The organism is Microbacterium sp. Leaf320 (genome assembly GCF_001423485.1).
Classification (GTDB): domain Bacteria; phylum Actinomycetota; class Actinomycetes; order Actinomycetales; family Microbacteriaceae; genus Microbacterium.
In genome coordinates, this window is the sequence record NZ_LMOD01000001.1 from 337,629 (window position 1) to 353,301 (window position 15,673).

General features: G+C 67.9%; 13 protein-coding genes and 2 riboswitches. Of the genes, 6 read left to right on the forward strand and 7 right to left on the reverse strand.

The features are described from left to right. Positions 1-166: 166 nt before the first annotated feature. Positions 167-2,212, forward strand: coding sequence for an ABC transporter ATP-binding protein (locus tag ASF63_RS01610; RefSeq protein WP_056508747.1), 2,046 nt, complete (start codon positions 167-169; stop codon positions 2,210-2,212). A 45-nt stretch (positions 2,213-2,257) separates the two neighbouring features. Here the strand turns inward: ASF63_RS01610 and ASF63_RS01615 are convergent, their stop codons facing one another. From ASF63_RS01615 to ASF63_RS01645, 7 genes are read right to left on the reverse strand one after another with little or no spacing between them, the layout of a single operon-like run. Beyond that, positions 2,258-3,031, reverse strand: coding sequence for an SDR family NAD(P)-dependent oxidoreductase (locus ASF63_RS01615; protein ID WP_056508749.1), 774 nt, complete (start codon positions 3,029-3,031; stop codon positions 2,258-2,260). A 20-nt stretch (positions 3,032-3,051) separates the two neighbouring features. After that, positions 3,052-3,999, reverse strand: coding sequence for a glycosyltransferase family 2 protein (locus ASF63_RS01620; RefSeq protein ID WP_056508751.1), 948 nt, complete (start codon positions 3,997-3,999; stop codon positions 3,052-3,054). A gap of 53 nt (positions 4,000-4,052) precedes the next feature. Further along, positions 4,053-5,192: a cysteine desulfurase family protein gene (locus ASF63_RS01625; RefSeq protein WP_056508753.1), complete on the reverse strand. Its 1,140-nt coding sequence runs from the start codon at positions 5,190-5,192 to the stop codon at positions 4,053-4,055. Between the two features lie 5 nt (positions 5,193-5,197). Continuing rightward, the gene (nadC, locus tag ASF63_RS01630) at positions 5,198-6,049 is read right to left on the reverse strand and encodes a carboxylating nicotinate-nucleotide diphosphorylase (RefSeq protein WP_056508755.1); all 852 of its coding nucleotides are present in this window, start codon (positions 6,047-6,049) and stop codon (positions 5,198-5,200) included. Further along, entirely contained in the window at positions 6,049-7,557 is a 1,509-nt protein-coding gene (gene nadB, locus ASF63_RS01635; RefSeq protein WP_056508757.1) for an L-aspartate oxidase, read from the reverse strand. The genes nadC and nadB overlap by 1 nt, the downstream gene beginning before the upstream one ends. After that, complete coding sequence (gene nadA, locus ASF63_RS01640; RefSeq protein ID WP_056508759.1) at positions 7,554-8,891, reverse strand: quinolinate synthase NadA; 1,338 nt, start codon at positions 8,889-8,891, stop codon at positions 7,554-7,556. Before nadA ends, nadB begins: the two co-directional genes overlap by 4 nt. After that, complete coding sequence (locus ASF63_RS01645; protein ID WP_056508761.1) at positions 8,888-9,604, reverse strand: NUDIX hydrolase; 717 nt, start codon at positions 9,602-9,604, stop codon at positions 8,888-8,890. The genes nadA and ASF63_RS01645 overlap by 4 nt, the downstream gene beginning before the upstream one ends. A gap of 247 nt (positions 9,605-9,851) precedes the next feature. On the opposite strand from ASF63_RS01645, the gene ASF63_RS01650 reads away from it, so the two are divergent. Genes ASF63_RS01650 through ASF63_RS01670 form a run of 5 tightly spaced genes read left to right on the forward strand, consistent with a single transcriptional unit; the run spans position 9,852 to position 15,244 of the window. Then, positions 9,852-11,543 carry an ABC transporter substrate-binding protein gene (locus tag ASF63_RS01650; RefSeq protein WP_056508763.1) on the forward strand — a complete coding sequence of 564 codons (1,692 nt, stop codon included), beginning with the start codon at positions 9,852-9,854 and terminating at the stop codon, positions 11,541-11,543. Positions 11,544-11,582: 39 nt separating this feature from the next. Then, positions 11,583-12,578 (forward strand): ABC transporter permease, encoded by a 996-nt coding sequence (locus ASF63_RS01655; RefSeq protein WP_056508765.1) that lies wholly within the window; start codon positions 11,583-11,585, stop codon positions 12,576-12,578. A 37-nt stretch (positions 12,579-12,615) separates the two neighbouring features. Next, entirely contained in the window at positions 12,616-13,551 is a 936-nt protein-coding gene (locus ASF63_RS01660) for an ABC transporter permease (protein WP_235560662.1), read from the forward strand. Next, positions 13,548-14,411: an ABC transporter ATP-binding protein gene (locus ASF63_RS01665; RefSeq protein ID WP_056508768.1), complete on the forward strand. Its 864-nt coding sequence runs from the start codon at positions 13,548-13,550 to the stop codon at positions 14,409-14,411. Before ASF63_RS01660 ends, ASF63_RS01665 begins: the two co-directional genes overlap by 4 nt. Further along, a complete protein-coding gene (locus ASF63_RS01670) occupies positions 14,408-15,244 on the forward strand; it encodes an ABC transporter ATP-binding protein (RefSeq protein WP_056508769.1) in 837 nt (278 codons plus the stop codon). The genes ASF63_RS01665 and ASF63_RS01670 overlap by 4 nt, the downstream gene beginning before the upstream one ends. Before the next feature lie 126 nt (positions 15,245-15,370). Then, a riboswitch (glycine riboswitch) is annotated at positions 15,371-15,465 on the forward strand. Between the two features lie 67 nt (positions 15,466-15,532). Beyond that, positions 15,533-15,648, forward strand: a riboswitch (glycine riboswitch). Positions 15,649-15,673: the final 25 nt, after the last annotated feature.

Below are 15,673 nucleotides of genomic sequence, written 5' to 3' on the forward strand. Positions count from 1 at the left end.
CCTAGGCACTGAGAGAGGGGGGGAGATCGCGCGAGTGCGCGGGGACCATTCAGCGTAACCACAGCTTCGGACATTTCATTCCGGATCCGTGTGGATCCGCTCTCAGCGGACGGTCCGGCGAACGCGCGGGCGGCCCGGTGTCCGTCACCCTGACTACGCTGGCGACATGAGCATGGGTGGCGGACGCGGCGGATTCCGCGGCGTGGACGAGAGCGCGCAGCGTCGGCTCAATGCCGAGGCGCCGCGGATCAGCGGACTCGGGGCCAGAGTCATCACCCTGTTCCGGCCATACCGGTGGCGCATCTTCTGGACGGGCGTGCTGGTCGTCATCGGCGCCGCCATCGCGGTCATCCCGCCGCTGATCGTGCAGCGCATCTTCGATGACGCGCTGTTCCCCGTCGACGGCGGCGGTCCGCAGCTGCAGCTGCTCATCTGGCTCGTCTCGGCGATGGTCTGCCTGTTCCTCGTCTCCGCAGTTCTCGGCGTCGCCCAGACCTGGCTCACCTCGACAGTGGGCAACAGCGTCACAGGCGATCTGCGAGTACGGCTCTTCGAGCACCTGCAGGCGATGGAGCTCGGCTTCTTCACGCGCACGAAGACCGGGGTGATCCAGTCGAGGCTGCAGAACGACGTCGGCGGCGTATCGGGCGTGCTCACGAACACGGTCACCAGCATCCTGGGCAACGTCGTCACGGTGATCGCCTCGCTGGTCGCGATGATCCTGATCGATTGGCGTCTGACCCTGATCGCGGTCGTGCTGATGCCGTTCCTGATCATCGTGCAGCGGCGCGTCGGCCAGGTTCGTGCCCGCATCGCGGGTGAGACACAGGAGTCGCTGTCGGAGCTCACCTCGATCACGCAGGAGACACTGAGCGTCTCGGGAATGCTGTTGTCGAAGGCGTTCAACCGGCAGCGCACCGAATCCCAGCGCTACCAGGCGGAGAACCGCAACCAGGTGAAGCTGCAGGTGCGGAGGGCGATGAGCGGCCAGGGCTTCTTCGCCGTCGTCCAGGTGCTCATGGCGAGCGTGCCGGCGGTCATCTATCTCGTCTCGGGATACCTGATCGCGGGCGGCACCGGAGCGATCACCGCAGGCACCGTCGTCGCGTTCACCACCGTCCAGGCGCGGCTGCTCCAGCCGTTGATGGGCCTCATGCGGGTCTCGCTGGATCTGCAGACCTCGTCTGCGCTGTTCGCGCGCATTTTCGAGTACCTCGACCTCGTCCCCGAGATCCAGGACGCACCGGATGCGATCACCGTCGCAGAGGCGCCAGGGCCGCGTGGGCGGATCGAGTTCGACGACGTCGTCTTCCGCTATCCCGATGCCGCACCGGATGCCCGACCCACGCTCCACGGCGTCTCGTTCGTCGCGGAACCGGGGAAGCACGTGGCGTTCGTGGGGCCCTCTGGCGCGGGAAAGACGACCGTGCTCTACCTCGCTCCACGCCTGTACGAGGCTCACGGCGGCGCCGTGCTCTTCGCGGGGGCGGACGTGCGCACACTCACGCAGGAGTCGATCATCGATCAGGTCGGGATCGTGTCGCAGGAGACCTACCTGTTCCACGCGACGATCCGCGAGAACCTCCTGTACGCGAAACCGGGCGCGACGGAGGACGAGGTGGTCGCCGCCTGTGTCGCGGCGAACATCCATCACATCATCGCCGGATTCGAAGACGGCTACGACACGGTCGTCGGAGAGCGCGGCTACCGGCTCTCGGGCGGCGAGAAGCAGCGCATCGCGATCGCCCGCGTGCTGCTCAAGGATCCGCCGGTGCTGCTGCTAGACGAGGCCACCTCGGCTCTGGACACCGTCTCCGAGCGCGTCGTGCAGGAGGCATTGGACGAGGCCGCCAAGGGACGCACGACGTTGACGATCGCGCACCGACTGTCGACGGTGATCGGCGCGGACGTCATCCACGTGCTCGAGGCGGGGCAGATCGTCGAGTCCGGCACCCATACCGAGCTCATCGCGCGTGGCGGACTCTATGCCGAGCTCGCCGCGCAGCAGGTCGCGGCATCTCGGGTGATCGAGACCGAGGCCGTCATCGAGGAGGCCGTGGCCGGGGGAGTCAGCGCCGCGCTCGCCGACCGGCGGGCCGACCGTGCGCCGGAGGACTCTGCCGGAGCGGATGCGGTCGCGACCCTCACGGCGTCGGTGCCGCTGCTCGACGCTCCACGCGCCGACGAGAGGGTGTACCCGGCAGAGGGCTGAGCCGGTGTCAACGCGCGGAGCTGGTGTCAGTGCGCGGAGCTGCTGTCAGTGCACCGAGAGGCCGCCGTCGATGAACAGCGACTGACCGGTGACGTAGCTCGATCCCGCACCAGCCAGGAAGACGGCGGCCGCTGCGAAGTCCGAAGGCAGGCCGTTGCGACCGATCATCGTACGGGCGGCGAGGGCGGCGATCTGGGCGGGGTCCTCCTGCAGGCGGGCGTTCAGCGGGGTGAGAACGAACCCGGGGACCAGCGTGTTGCTCGTGACGCCGGTGCCGCCCCACGCCTCGGCCTCCGACCGCATCAGCGACTCCACCGCACCCTTCGACACCCCGTAGATCCCGCTGCCGACGAAAGCGCGGTGCGCCTGCTGCGAGCTGATGTGGATCAACCTGCCGTATCCGCGCTCGGCCATGCCGACGCCGTAACGCTGCCCGAGCAGGAACGGTGCGAGAGCATTGACGGTCATCGTCGCGTCCCAGTCGTCCTCGGTGATCTCGGCGAAGGGTGGGCGGATGTTGATGCCGGCGGAGTTCACCAGGATGTCCGGCTCCCCGAAGGGAACGGTGGCAGCTTCCGCCAGAGCACCAATCCCCTCCCGAGTGCTGAGGTCGCCGACGACGCCCGCCGCACGGCATCCGGCATCCGTGAGTTCGGCGACGGTCTCTTCGACCCTGGTCTTGCCTCGAGCCACGATCACGGTCGAGGCGCCCGCCTTCGCGAGTGCCGTGGCGATGCCGCGACCGATGCCGGAGCTGCCTCCGGTCACGACCGCCGTGCGGCCGTCGAGCGAGAAGAGGTCGGCGAGGTAGCCGTTCATGTGTCTCCTGGGGCGTGCTCTCACCACGCCAGGGCAGCGGTGAGAGCGGGATTGGGGCGCGCATCGGCGTATTCGGGCAGTGCCTGGATCTCGGCGGCGAACGACTCCACGCCCTCGGCGTAGCGCGGGTCGGGGTGGGTGGCGGCGATCTCGAGGAGCGGCGGCAGATCCATCGCCAGGATCAGTTCGAGGCGTGCGGTGACGGCCGCATGCGCACCGGCGTCATACAGCACGCCGATACCTCCCCGCAGTGCGCGGAGGTAGTCGCGGAGCACCGGCAGCTGCGCGCGGCCCTGTGTGATCGAGGTGCCGTCGGCCCGCAGCCGCCACCGGACGACCGTGTCGGGGATCACGTCGAAAGCGCGTGCCCGGGTGTACATGAGCTGAGCGACCACCTGGTCCTCGTAGGCGACCCCCTCGGGGAACCGCAGATCGCTCCAGAGCTCGGTGCGGCTGATCTTCGACCAGGCGACGATGTTGGCGCTGGCCTGCGGGTGCTCGACGATCGTGGTTCCGAGTCGTGCCGGCGACGTCGCGGCCTCGACCCAGGGCTGCACGCGCCCAGGGACGTAGCGTTCGCCGTCGAAGCGCGAGCGCACGTACGCACCGGCGACGAAGTCGCTCCCCGTCTCGGTGAGGGTTCCGATGAGACGCTCGAGCGCGGTGGGGGTCAGCTCATCGTCGCCGTCGAGGAACCCCACGAGCGGGGTGTCGACGAGATCGATCCCCACGTTCCGCGCGGCGCCGAGGCCGCGCGACGCCTCATGTCGCACGGCACGGAAGCGCGGATCGGATGCCGCAGCCGCAGCGAAGATCTCGGCGGTGTCGTCGGTCGAGCCGTCGTCGACGAGGATCGCATGCCACCGATTCTCGGTCTGCGCGCGCAGCGAATCGAGTGCGGCCGGGGCGAAGCCGGCGATGTCGCGGCCGGGGACGATCAGCGTCACGATCGGGGCGGGGGCGGTCACCAGCCGAGTCTATGGCCGCCTACGGGCGTCTCGCCTCTCAGCCGTCTCGCCTCTCAGGCGCCGACGACGGCGCGCACGGACTCTGACACGAGGGCGGCGAGTCGGTCGGGCAGATCGTCGGGCAGCGGGTCGTGGCCGAAGGTGAACCGCACGGAGCTCTGCGCGACGGAGGGATCGACGCCGCAGGCGAGCAGCACGTGCGACGGCTCGTCGTTCCCGGCGGCGCACGCTGAGCCGCTCGACGACACCACGCCCCGGCGCTCCAGCTCGAGCAGCACGGCCTCGCCGCTCACTCCCGCGAAGGTGAAGCTCGCGGTCCCGGGGAGCCGCCGGACCGGATCTCCCGTGAGCGCGGCCTGAGGAACGGCCGCGAGGACGGCGGCGATGAAACGCTGCGTCACCGCTCCGACGAGGGCGCCGACGGTGTCGCGTTCCGCCTCGGCGAGCTCCAACGCCACGGCGAGGCCGACCGCCCCTGCGACGTTCTCCGTCCCCGACCGACGCCCGCGCTCCTGACCGCCCCCGTGCAGAAGAGGTTCGAGGGGAACCCGGCCGCGCACGGCGAGGGCTCCGATTCCCTTCGGCGCTCCGAGCTTGTGCCCGGCGATCGCGATCGCATCTGCCCCGACTCCTGCGAGCGGCAGCCACCCCGCGGACTGCACCGCGTCGACATGCAGCGGAACACCGGCGGCGCGGGTCACCTCCGCGAGCGAGGCCACGTCCTGGATCGTGCCGATCTCGTTGTTGGCGTGCCCGATGGCGACCAGCGCGGTGTCCCGCCGCACCACCGCTCGCAGGGATGCCGCGGAGACCCGGCCGTGCGAGTCGACGGCCGCCGCCGTGACCTCGACGTCATGGAAGCGTCGCAGGTAGTCCGCGGACTCCAGGATCGACTCGTGCTCGATCGGCGAGATCACCAGATGACGGCGGCCGTCCGCGAGAGCGGCGAGCACGATCCCCTTGACCGCGAGGTTGTTCGCCTCGGTGCCGCCGGCGGTGAACACGACATCGCCGGCGCGCATCCCCAGCACACGCGCGACCCGCGATCTCGCATCGTCGAGCGCGCTCGCCGCAGCCTCGCCGTAGGTGTGGTGGCTGGAAGGATTGCCGAACATGCCGGTGAGATACGGACGCATCGCGTCGAGCACCTCCGGACGGACAGGAGACGTCGCAGCGTGATCGAGGTAGAGCATCGGGGTCAGTCGATCCGCACGTCCAGGCCGAGATCGAGCGCGCGCGCCGAATGGGTCAGCGCACCGACCGAGATCACGTCCACGCCGGTCCTGGCGATGTCTCCGACCGTGTCGAGGCTCACCCCGCCGGAGGCCTCGACCTGCGCGCGGTCGCCGATCAACGCCACACCCGCCCGCAGATCCTCGAGCGAGAAGTTGTCGAGCAGCACGGTGTGCGCTCCGCCGTCGAGCACGGCCGGGATCTGATCGAGCCGGTCGACCTCGACGACCACGTGGGTCGTGTGGGGCAGGCGGGAGAACGCCTCGCGCAGGGCTGTGGCCAGGTCGGCACCCGAGCGGTGCAGCACGGCGAGATGGTTGTCCTTGGCCATCACAGCGTCCGACAGCGAGTAGCGGTGGTTGTGCCCGCGGCCGGAGAGCACGGCGTGACGCTCGAAGGCGCGCAGGCCCGGGGTGGTCTTGCGGGTGTCGGCGATGCGAGCCGAGGTCCCCTCGATCGCCCGCACATAGGCATCGGTCAGAGTGGCGATGCCGCTCATCCGCTGCGTGAAGTTCAGCGCGATGCGCTCCGCGGTGAGGATGCCGCGGGCCGAACCCGACACCGAGGCCAGCACGTCGCCGGGCGCGAAGCGATCGCCGTCGCCGACGTGCACGTCGATCGTGATCGACGGATCCGTGAGGGCGAAGGCGGCGGAGAAGACCTCGCCGCCGCTGAAGATCCCGGATTCTCTGGCGACCAGGTCGGCGGCCGCGGTGGCGTCTGCGGGAAGCAGCGTCGTGCTCGTGAGATCGCCCCACGGAGCGTCCTCCTCGAGGGCTGCGCCGACGACGCGGGTGATGAGTGCGTGAGTGAGCATCAGACGGTCTCCAGGAGGGGCGAGGCGACGGGTTCGCGGTAGTGGGCGCCGACAGATTCGGTGCGGGCGAGGGCCGCGGATGCCGTGGCCTCGGCGAGCAGGAGCAGATTCGCGTCCTCGCGCTCCGCGACCGTGGCGGGTGCGGACGCGGTGGACCGCCAGCGGGTGACGGCCTCGAGAGCCCGCTCGAGCCCCTCGTCCGTGCGGAGGAGTCCGACGTCATCCCACATCAGTCGCTGCAGCGCGGGGCGACTGAACGGGCTGCCGTCCGAGTGCGGTCGAGCGCCGGCGGTACCGGCGTTTGCGGCGCTGCGAGTGTCCGCGGGCAGGGGCGCGGGCGACGACCTCCAGGGCATGCCCACGGCGGTGGCCGCGCGGGCGCCGAAGACGGCACCCTCCAGCAGTGAGTTCGAGGCGAGGCGGTTCGCGCCGTGCACGCCGGTGCGGGCGACCTCGCCGACGGCGAAGAGCCCGGGGATCGACGTGCGTCCGTCGAGGTCGGTGACGACTCCGCCCATCAGGTAGTGCGCGGCGGGAGTCACCGGGATGGGGTGCGTGGCCCAATCGAAACCGCGCTCGCGCGTCACCCGGTCGATCGTCGGGAAGCGGTGCGCCAGCACGCGTGCGCCCAGCATCGTGGCGTCGAGACGGACCGGCGAGCCTTGAGCTGCGGCCTGGCGCGCGATCGCCCGGGACACGACGTCGCGGGGAGCCAGCTCGCCGTCGGGGTGGGTGTCGAACACGAAGCGCCGACCGTCGGCATCGATGAGTGTCGCGCCTTCGCCGCGCACGGCCTCGGAGACCAGGAACGCCGGCCCTTCGGCGAGGATCGTCGGATGGAACTGCATGAACTCCAGATCCGCGACCGCCGCGCCGGCGCGCAGAGCAGCGGCGATGCCGTCGCCCGTCGTTCCCACCGGATTCGTCGTGTGCGCGTAGAGGTGGCCCGCGCCGCCGGTGGCGAGGATCACCGCGTCGGCCCCGAGGTCTGAGAGAGCGCCGTCGACGAGCACGCGGATGCCGCGCGCGACGCCGTCCTCGATCACGAGGTCGGCGAGGAACGCGGCCTGGACCACGGTGATGGGTGCACGTCGAGTGGCGGCGACCAGCGCGTGCGCGATCGCGGCACCGGTCGCATCACCGCCGGCATGCACGATGCGGGCGTGGCTGTGCGCGGCCTCGCGCCCGAGCAGCAGCTCGCCGTCCGGGCTGCGGTCGAAGGCGACTCCTCGCGCGATCAGCTCGGCGATCCGCTCGGCGGCGTCCTGCACGAGCACGTCGACCGCGGCGGCGTCGGACAAACCGGCACCCGCATCGATCGTGTCTGCGGCGTGCTGGGCCGCCGAGTCCGCCGGGCCGTAGATTCCGGCGACTCCGCCCTGTGCGAATCCGGTGCATCCGTCGCCGAGTGCACCCTTCGTGACGACCGTGACCGCGTGCCCCGCCTCGTGGGCATGCAGCGCGGCGGTGAGGCCGGCGATGCCCGAGCCGACGACGACGACGTTCATCGGGCGCTCGCCACCACCGGCGGCTTCGCCGCCAGCATCCGTTCGAGGGCGACCCGCGCGGGGTCGGCCACGTCTGCCGTGACCGTGATCCGGTTGGGAGTGCGCCCTGCCACGAGTTCTTCCAGCACCCACGCCAGGTATCCGGGGTGGATGCGGTACATCGTCGAGCATGGGCACACCACGGGGTCGAGGCAGAAGATCTCGTGCTGCGGGAACTGCGCGGCCAGCCGGCGCACGAGGTTGATCTCGGTGCCGATCGCGAAGGTCGTAGGCTCTGTCGCGGCGGCGATCGCCCGGCGGATGTAGTCGGTGGACCCTGACTCGTCCGCAGCATCCACGACGTCCATCGGGCATTCCGGGTGCACGATGACCCGCACTCCGGGGTGGTCCACCCTCGCCTGGTCGATCTGGGCCACGGTGAAGCGCCGGTGCACCGAGCAGAACCCGTGCCACAGGATGACGCGCGAATCGACCAGATCTGATGGCGTGGAGCCGCCGAGCGCCTTGCGCGGGTTCCACATCGGCATCTGCTCGAGCGGCACGCCCATCGCCTTCGCGGTGTTGCGGCCGAGGTGCTGATCGGGGAAGAACAGTACCCGCTGGCCGCGTTCGAACGCCCACTCGAGCACGGTCTGCGCGTTCGAGGAGGTGCACACGATCCCGCCGTGCCTGCCGACGAAGCCCTTGATCGCGGCAGAGGAGTTCATGTACGTGACGGGGATCACCGGCACCCGGCCGTCTTCGTCCTGCGCGTCGAGATCGCCGAGGACATCGGCGAGCTGCTCCCAGCAGTCCTCGACCTGATCGATGTCGGCCATGTCGGCCATCGAGCATCCGGCTGCGAGGTTCGGCAGGATCACCGCCTGGTCGGGGCCCGAGAGCAGATCGGCGGTCTCTGCCATGAAATGCACGCCGCAGAAGACGATGGCCTCGGCATCCGGTCGCTCCTTCGCCGCCGTCGCGAGCTGGAACGAATCGCCCACGTAGTCGGCGTGACGCACGACCTCCTCGCGCTGGTAGAAGTGTCCCAGCACGACGGCTCGGTCGCCGAGTGTGGCCTTCGCCGCACGGATGCGCTCGTCGAGGTCCGGCTCGCTCGCCTCGCGATACGCCGCCGGAAGCTCTCCCTGGCGAGGTGCCCCCGTCGGGATGACGTCGCCCATCGACGACCCGGGTCCGTAACCGGGGCGCGTGTCGAAGTCCCAGGGGCCGACGGCGAGGTCGGTCGTACAGGTCTCATCGGTCGATGCGCCCGCCACGATCGACTGGATCGCGTGGTCGACGGAGGCGTCGAGGGGCTGGACTGCCGGGGTCGGAACGAAGGTGATGCTCATCGGGTGCTCGTTTCCTCGGGGCCGAGGGGGCCGTGATCGGCCAGCTCGACGTCGGTGTTGTAGCGGTACAGGCGGGCGGGGCGGTGACTGCCGGTGCGGAACTGGTCGGTGGGGAGGAGATTGCCGGCGGACTCGACCTGTCGGCGGAAGTTGGCCGGGTCGAGATGCTTGCCGAGGATCGCCTCGTAGGCCTCTCGAAGGTCGGCCAGGGTGAACTCGGCCGGCAGGAAGCCGTGTGCGACGCGGCTGTAGCCGACCTTGCTGCGCAGACGCCAGAGCGCGTAGTCGATGATCTTGCGGTGATCGAAGGCGAGCGGCGGCAGGTCGCCGAGATCGAACCAGCGCACGTTCTCGGGGGCGAGACCGGATGCCCGATGCGCGGCGCTCTGTGCGTCGACCTCGTCCTGCCGGAGCAGCGCCCAGTAGATGATCGACACGACCCGGGTGGGGGAGCGGTCGACCGCGCCGAAGGCATAGAGCTGCTCGAGGTAGCTGGGGGTGAGGCCCGTGGTCTCCGCCAGGGTCCGTGCTGCAGCATCGACGGGCGATTCCGTCTCGGTGAGCCAGCCGCCGGGGAGGGCCCACTGGCCGGCGAACGGCTCGCGCGTTCGCAGCACCAGAGGTAGCGCCAGCACAGCGGAGCCGTCGTCCGTGCGCCGAAGGGTGAGGATCACGGTCGACACGGCGACGTCGATTCCACTGCTTTGGGTCATGGGTACCTTAACCTCCTGCTCCGATCTTAGTGTCGTTGGGACTGTTAGTGCACCTTCGTGACGAGACGAGCGCTGAGGCCGAAACGTTATATACCAGCGTTCTGGGCTCTTGTCGCCCGTTTGGCAATTTGTTAGGTTACTGTCCTAACAAATCCCTTCCCGGGATCTGTTGCGAACTCCCTCCCGGAGTTCGTCTCCACACCCGGAGAAATCCCTCCTGCAGTGCAGCACCGAGAGGAAATACAGAATGATCCGTAACGGAAGGCGCAAGATCGCGCTCACCGCTGTGGCGGGGGCATCCGTCCTCGCTCTGGGCCTGACGGCCTGTGGCGCAGGCGGAGGCAATGAGGGGAGCGGTGGCGACGGCGACCGCGCTCTTCGTGTCTGGGCCGGCAGCCAGACCCCCATCACCGCGAACTACAACCCGTTCGCCCCGACCGTGCTCCACGGCGCGACGGGCCCGATCTACGAAACGCTGTTCTTCTACAACAAGACGGCCGATTCCGAGCCTGTCGGTCTGATCGGCGACTCCTTCGAGTACAACGAGGACGGCACGGCGATCACGATCACCATCAAGCCCGACCTCAAGTGGAGCGACGGAGAGCCGTTGACCGCCGCCGATGTGGCGTTCTCCTTCAACTACGAGGCGAACAACCCCGAGGGCAACGGCCTCGTCTCTGCGGAGGCCACCGACGACACGACGGTCGTGCTCACCTATGCGACCGCGCAGTACACGACCGAGTACCAGCGTCTCGGCTCGACCTACATCCTCCCGGAGCACGTGTGGTCGGAGGTCGACGACTTCGCCAACTTCACCAACGAGGAGCCGGTCGGATCCGGCGCGTACGTCGTTGAGAAGACGACAAGCGAGTCATACACGCTCGTCGCGAACGAGTACTTCCGTGACGCCGCCGATCTCGGGGTCAAGAAGGTCCAGTACATCGCGGTCGACAACAACCAGACCGCGCAGGATCTGCTCGCCTCGGGCGAGCTCGACTGGACGTCCATGTTCATCCCGAACCCGGACGACGTGACCTCGAACGGCGTGATCGACTGGATCAACACGCCGCAGGACCCGACCGTGCTCTACACCTGCTCGAATGCCGAGCTCGGGTGCACCGGCCCGCAGACTGACGTGGCGGTTCGACAGGCGCTGAACGTCGCGATCGACCGCGCGGCCATCAAGGACAAGGCCTTCGTCGGCCTGACGGGTGACATCTCACCGACCTTCGCGCTGCTTCCGCGTGATGAGAAGTGGGTCGCGGACTCCGCCAACGAGGTCAGCCCGCAGGAGGCGAACGTCGCAGAGGCAGGCGAGATACTCGAGGCTGCCGGGTACACCAAAGACGGCGATTACTACGCGAAGGACGGCAAGCCGGTCGAGCTCAGCCTGATCTCGGTCGACGGCTGGACCGACTACAACGACGCCGCGAAGCTGATCGCTGAGCAGGCGGAGGCTGCGGGAATCAAGATCACCGCATCCACGGTGCAGTGGCAGGAGTTCGTCGATGCCCGTCAGGGCGGGGACTACCAGCTGATCGTCGGAGGCGTCGTGGGCACCTCGGTTGCCGACCCGTTCCAGATCTACCGCGACTGGTTCGGCGGCACAGCAGTCCAGTCGACCAGCCCCGTGGGGACTGAGGTCCCCGCCGGCCGCTGGAACTTCAGCCGGTACAGCAACCCGGTCGTCGACACGGCAATCCAAGCGGCGATCAGCACAATCGACGAGGCCGAGAAGAAGGAGCTCTACGGCACGATCCAGACAGAGATTGTCCGTGACCTGCCCTACATCCCGCTCGTGATCAATGCGACGCAGACGTTCTACAACTCGAGGGACTTCACCGGTTGGGTGACGGAGGACGATCTGTACTCGTTCCCCGCCCCGTGGGAGAAGGTCGCCTCGGGCTACGTTCTGACGCACCTCAAGCCGGCGAACTAAGCACATGGGGTCGGGGAAGCAGGAAGCAAGGTATGTGACATGAAGTTCTATGCGCGACGAATCGGGTTCTACGCGTTCACGCTGTGGGCCGCGATCTCACTCAACTTCCTGCTTCCCCGGCTCATGCCGGGGAACCCGGCGGACATCATGATCGCCAAGATGCAGCGAGCGGGCGGCGAGGTCTCCGAGACCACGATCCGCAACATCAAGCTGCTGCTCGGCGGCGACGACTCATCCCTCTGGGAGCAGTACATCGGTTACTGGGGGCGAATGCTCAGGGGTGACCTCGGCATCTCCGTCACCAAGTTCCCGGCACCGGTGAGCGAGCTGATCAGCCAGGCGCTGCCCTGGACGCTCATCCTCGTCGGCACGGTGACCGTGATCTCGTTCATCCTCGGCGTCGCGCTCGGTGCCTGGGCAGGATGGAAGCGCGGCACCTGGGTCGACCACCTCATCCCTGCGACCACCGTGCTGCAGTCCATTCCGTACTTCTGGATGGCGCTGCTGCTCGTCTCGGTGTTCGCGGTCGGACTCGGCTGGTTCCCGATCTTCGGCGGCTATGACGTGTTCGACTTCCCGGACGGTCCTGAGCCGACCTGGGCGTTCTTCATGGATGCACTCTCACACGCGATCCTCCCCGCCATTACGATCGTCATCTCATCGGTGGGCGGCTGGATGTTCGGGATGCGCAACATGATGGTGCAGACCATGGCCGAGGACTACGTGCTCACGGCCGAGGCCAAGGGGCTCCGTCCGCGTCGCATCATGACGACGTACGCCGCCCGCAACGCCGCCATCCCGTCGATCGCCGGCTTCTCGATCACCCTGGGATTCGTCGTGGCGGGTTCGATCGTGATGGAGCAGGTGTTCACCTACCCGGGCATCGGCAAGCTGATGTTCCAAGCGGTCACGAACAACGACTACGCGCTGATGCAGGGGCTCTTCCTCGTCATCACGATTACGGTGCTCGCCGCCAACTTCATCATGGACCTCGTCTATGGCTTCATCGATCCGAGGGCTCGCCAGAATGTCTGACACCGAGAACACAGTGCTGACCACGAAGGATCAGCCCATGACCCAGCCTGCGAGCACCATCTCGCTCGCGACTCAGCGCGGACGGAAGCGTCGACGCATCCTCCCCACCTCGTCGTCGAAGTTCATCATCGGCGCGAGCTTGGTGATCGCGATCGCATTGTTCGCGATCATCGTGCCGATCTTCTCGCAGGACCCTCGGAGCACCGACAACCCGGCGCTCCTCCCGCCCTCGCCGGAACACTGGCTAGGCACCACCAAACTGGGCAACGACATGTTCGCGCAACTCGCGATCGGAGCCCAGGGTTCGCTGCTCGTCGGTGTGGTCGCCGGTGGTATCGCGATCATCCTGTCACTGCTATTCGGAGTCCTCGCCGGATACCTCGGCGGATGGCGCGAAGACACGCTCGCTCTGCTCACCAACGTGATGATCGTGATCCCCGGCCTGCCGCTGGTGATGGTGATCTCCTCATTCGTGCCGGAGCGCAGCTGGCAGCTCGTCGCCTTCGTCCTCGGCATCACCTCCTGGGCCGGCGCCGCGTATGTGCTTCGGCTCCAGACCCGATCGCTGCGCACCCGTGACTACGTCTACGCGTCCAAGGTCGCCGGAGAGCGTTCATTCCGCGTGATCCTCGTCGAGATCATGCCGAACCTTCTGCCGCTGCTCACGGCGCAGTTCCTCTTCGCTATCATCTTCGCGATCCTCGGCGAAGCAGGGCTCTCGTATCTCGGCCTCGGCCCGAACTCCTCCATCACCTGGGGGACCATCCTCAACGACGCGCAGTCCGGCCAGGCACTCGGACGAGGCGCTTGGTGGTGGTTCGTCCCTCCGGGAATCATGATCGCTCTCCTCGGCGCGGGGCTTTCGCTCATCAACTTCGCGATCGACGAGGTCATCAACCCCAAGCTGCGCAATGCGCCCGACGCTGCTCGACGCGTGCGCAAGGCCGCCAAGACGAAGGGGGTCGCCGCATGAGCGCTCCGGATGCCGTGCTGACCGCACGCAACGTGTCGATCGAGTACGAGGTGGATCCGCCGGTCAAGGCGGTCCGGAACGTGTCCCTCACGCTGAACCGCGGCGAGATCCTCGGCCTCGCAGGCGAATCGGGCTGCGGCAAGACCACCCTCGCGTACGGCATGAACCGGCTTCTCAAGGCGCCGGCGCTCATGACCGGCGGTGAGATCGTGTTCCACGACCGCGACGGCCACGACATCGACATCGTCGCACTCGACGGAGAGGGGCTGAGGGCGTTCCGCTGGGACAAGATCTCGATGGTGTTCCAGGGCGCGATGAACTCGCTCAACCCGGTGATCAGCGTCAAGGCGCAGATCTTCGACATCTTCGAGACCCATCGCCCCGGCATGTCCAAGAAGGACAAGCAGGCCAGGGCAGAGGAGCTGCTGACTCTCGTCGGGGTCGACCCGTCGAGGCTCACGAGCTTCCCGCACGAGCTCTCCGGCGGCATGCGCCAGCGCATGATGATCGCGATGGCACTCGCGCTGGATCCGCAGGTCATGATCATGGACGAGCCGACCACGGCACTCGACGTGGTCGTGCAGCGCGGGATCATCCGCGAGATCATGCGGCTGCGCGAGCGGCTCGGCTTCGCGGTGATCTTCATCACGCATGACCTGCCGATGCTGATCGAGATCAGCGACCGCATCGCCGTGATGCTGCAGGGGCAGATCGTGGAGGAGGGCACGGCGGAGGAGATCTACCGCACGCCCCAGCACGAGTACACGAAGAAACTGCTGTCGAGCTTCCCGAGTCTGACCGGAGAGCGTGGCGATTTCGTCCGCACCGGCAACCAGCCCAGTCAGGAGGAGATCCGATGAGTGCTCCCACCCTCGAAGCCCGCAACCTGGTGAAGGACTTCACCCTGCGATCGGGGCTCAAGACATCGATCCTGCATGCGGTCAAGGATGTCTCGTTCACGATCGAAGCGGGCAAGACCGTCGCCCTCGTCGGCGAATCGGGGTCGGGCAAGTCGACGATCGCCCGGATGCTGATGAAGCTCGAGACGCCGACGAGCGGGCAGATCCTGCTCGACGGCAAGGACTCGGGGATGCGGGGCCGCGCGGTCGAGGAGTATCGCTCGCAGGTGCAGATGGTGTTCCAGGATCCGTTCGCCTCGCTGAACCCGTTCCACACGATCATCCACCACCTGGAGCGACCGATCAGGCTCCACCATCCGAAGCTCTCGGGCGCCGAGGTGCGGGTGCGCGCGATCGAGCTGCTCGAGCGGGTGCGACTGTTCCCGGGCGAGAGCTTCGCCGAACGGCGCCCGCATGAGCTGTCAGGTGGTCAGCGGCAGAGAGTGGCCATCGCGCGGGCGCTCGCCCCGGGAGCGCGGTTCATCGTCGCGGATGAGCCGGTCTCGATGCTCGATGTCTCGATCCGGCTCGGGGTGCTCAACCTGCTGGCCGATCTGCAGCGGGAGGAGAATCTCGGCGTGCTCTACATCACGCATGATCTCGCGACCGCCCGGCACTTCAGCGACGAGATCATGGTCCTCTACAAGGGCGACGTCGTGGAGCGTGGGCCTGCAGACGACGTCATCCTCAATCCGCAGCATGAGTACACGAAGACGCTGCTGGGCGCAGCGCCGGAGCCTGAGAACCTCGGTCGCCTCCGTGACGAGGTGCGGGCAGAGCTCGCCGGCCGCTGAGCATCCCACCGGTCGCGCTTCCCCTCCACCGCGACGCATGGCGCGCGAAGCGAAGCGCGACCGGAGGATCGCCTGTCTCCGCAGGGGCGACCCGCTAGACTGAACGCACAAGTGAAGACAGGCCGAATGACCCACGCGGGAGAGCCCCGGCGAATGCAGCCGGGCACCGAAGGAGCAAGCCTCCCCGCCAATCTCTCAGGTACGCGTACCGCGCGGTTCCGGCCACTCTGAAAAGCGATTTCCAGCGAAGCGAGAAATCGGGTTGAGCGAGGCCGCCGGAGGCGCCCGAGTCGAAACCCTGGAGACATGCATCCCGCGCGTCTCCGTCTCTTCGCAGGCGGTCCGCCGACGGTGAAAGCCCAGTCTCTGGGTGAAGCTCTCAGGCCCATGACAGAGGGGGAGTTCCGAGGAACGGCGACACCGCTGTTC

Bases quoted from the DNA above. Each gene is read 5' to 3' on its own strand.
- nadC (WP_056508755.1), bottom strand. From the start codon at position 6,049: ATGCTCACTCACGCACTCATCACCCGCGTCGTCGGCGCAGCCCTCGAG.
- ASF63_RS01660 (WP_235560662.1), top strand. From the start codon at position 12,616: ATGACCCAGCCTGCGAGCACCATCTCGCTCGCGACTCAGCGCGGACGG.
- nadA (WP_056508759.1), bottom strand. From the start codon at position 8,891: ATGAGCATCACCTTCGTTCCGACCCCGGCAGTCCAGCCCCTCGACGCC.
- ASF63_RS01655 (WP_056508765.1), top strand. From the start codon at position 11,583: ATGAAGTTCTATGCGCGACGAATCGGGTTCTACGCGTTCACGCTGTGG.
- ASF63_RS01665 (WP_056508768.1), top strand. From the start codon at position 13,548: ATGAGCGCTCCGGATGCCGTGCTGACCGCACGCAACGTGTCGATCGAG.
- ASF63_RS01645 (WP_056508761.1), bottom strand. From the start codon at position 9,604: ATGACCCAAAGCAGTGGAATCGACGTCGCCGTGTCGACCGTGATCCTC.
- ASF63_RS01615 (WP_056508749.1), bottom strand. From the start codon at position 3,031: ATGAACGGCTACCTCGCCGACCTCTTCTCGCTCGACGGCCGCACGGCG.
- ASF63_RS01625 (WP_056508753.1), bottom strand. From the start codon at position 5,192: ATGCTCTACCTCGATCACGCTGCGACGTCTCCTGTCCGTCCGGAGGTG.
- ASF63_RS01650 (WP_056508763.1), top strand. From the start codon at position 9,852: ATGATCCGTAACGGAAGGCGCAAGATCGCGCTCACCGCTGTGGCGGGG.
- ASF63_RS01670 (WP_056508769.1), top strand. From the start codon at position 14,408: ATGAGTGCTCCCACCCTCGAAGCCCGCAACCTGGTGAAGGACTTCACC.
- nadB (WP_056508757.1), bottom strand. From the start codon at position 7,557: ATGAACGTCGTCGTCGTCGGCTCGGGCATCGCCGGCCTCACCGCCGCG.
- ASF63_RS01610 (WP_056508747.1), top strand. From the start codon at position 167: ATGAGCATGGGTGGCGGACGCGGCGGATTCCGCGGCGTGGACGAGAGC.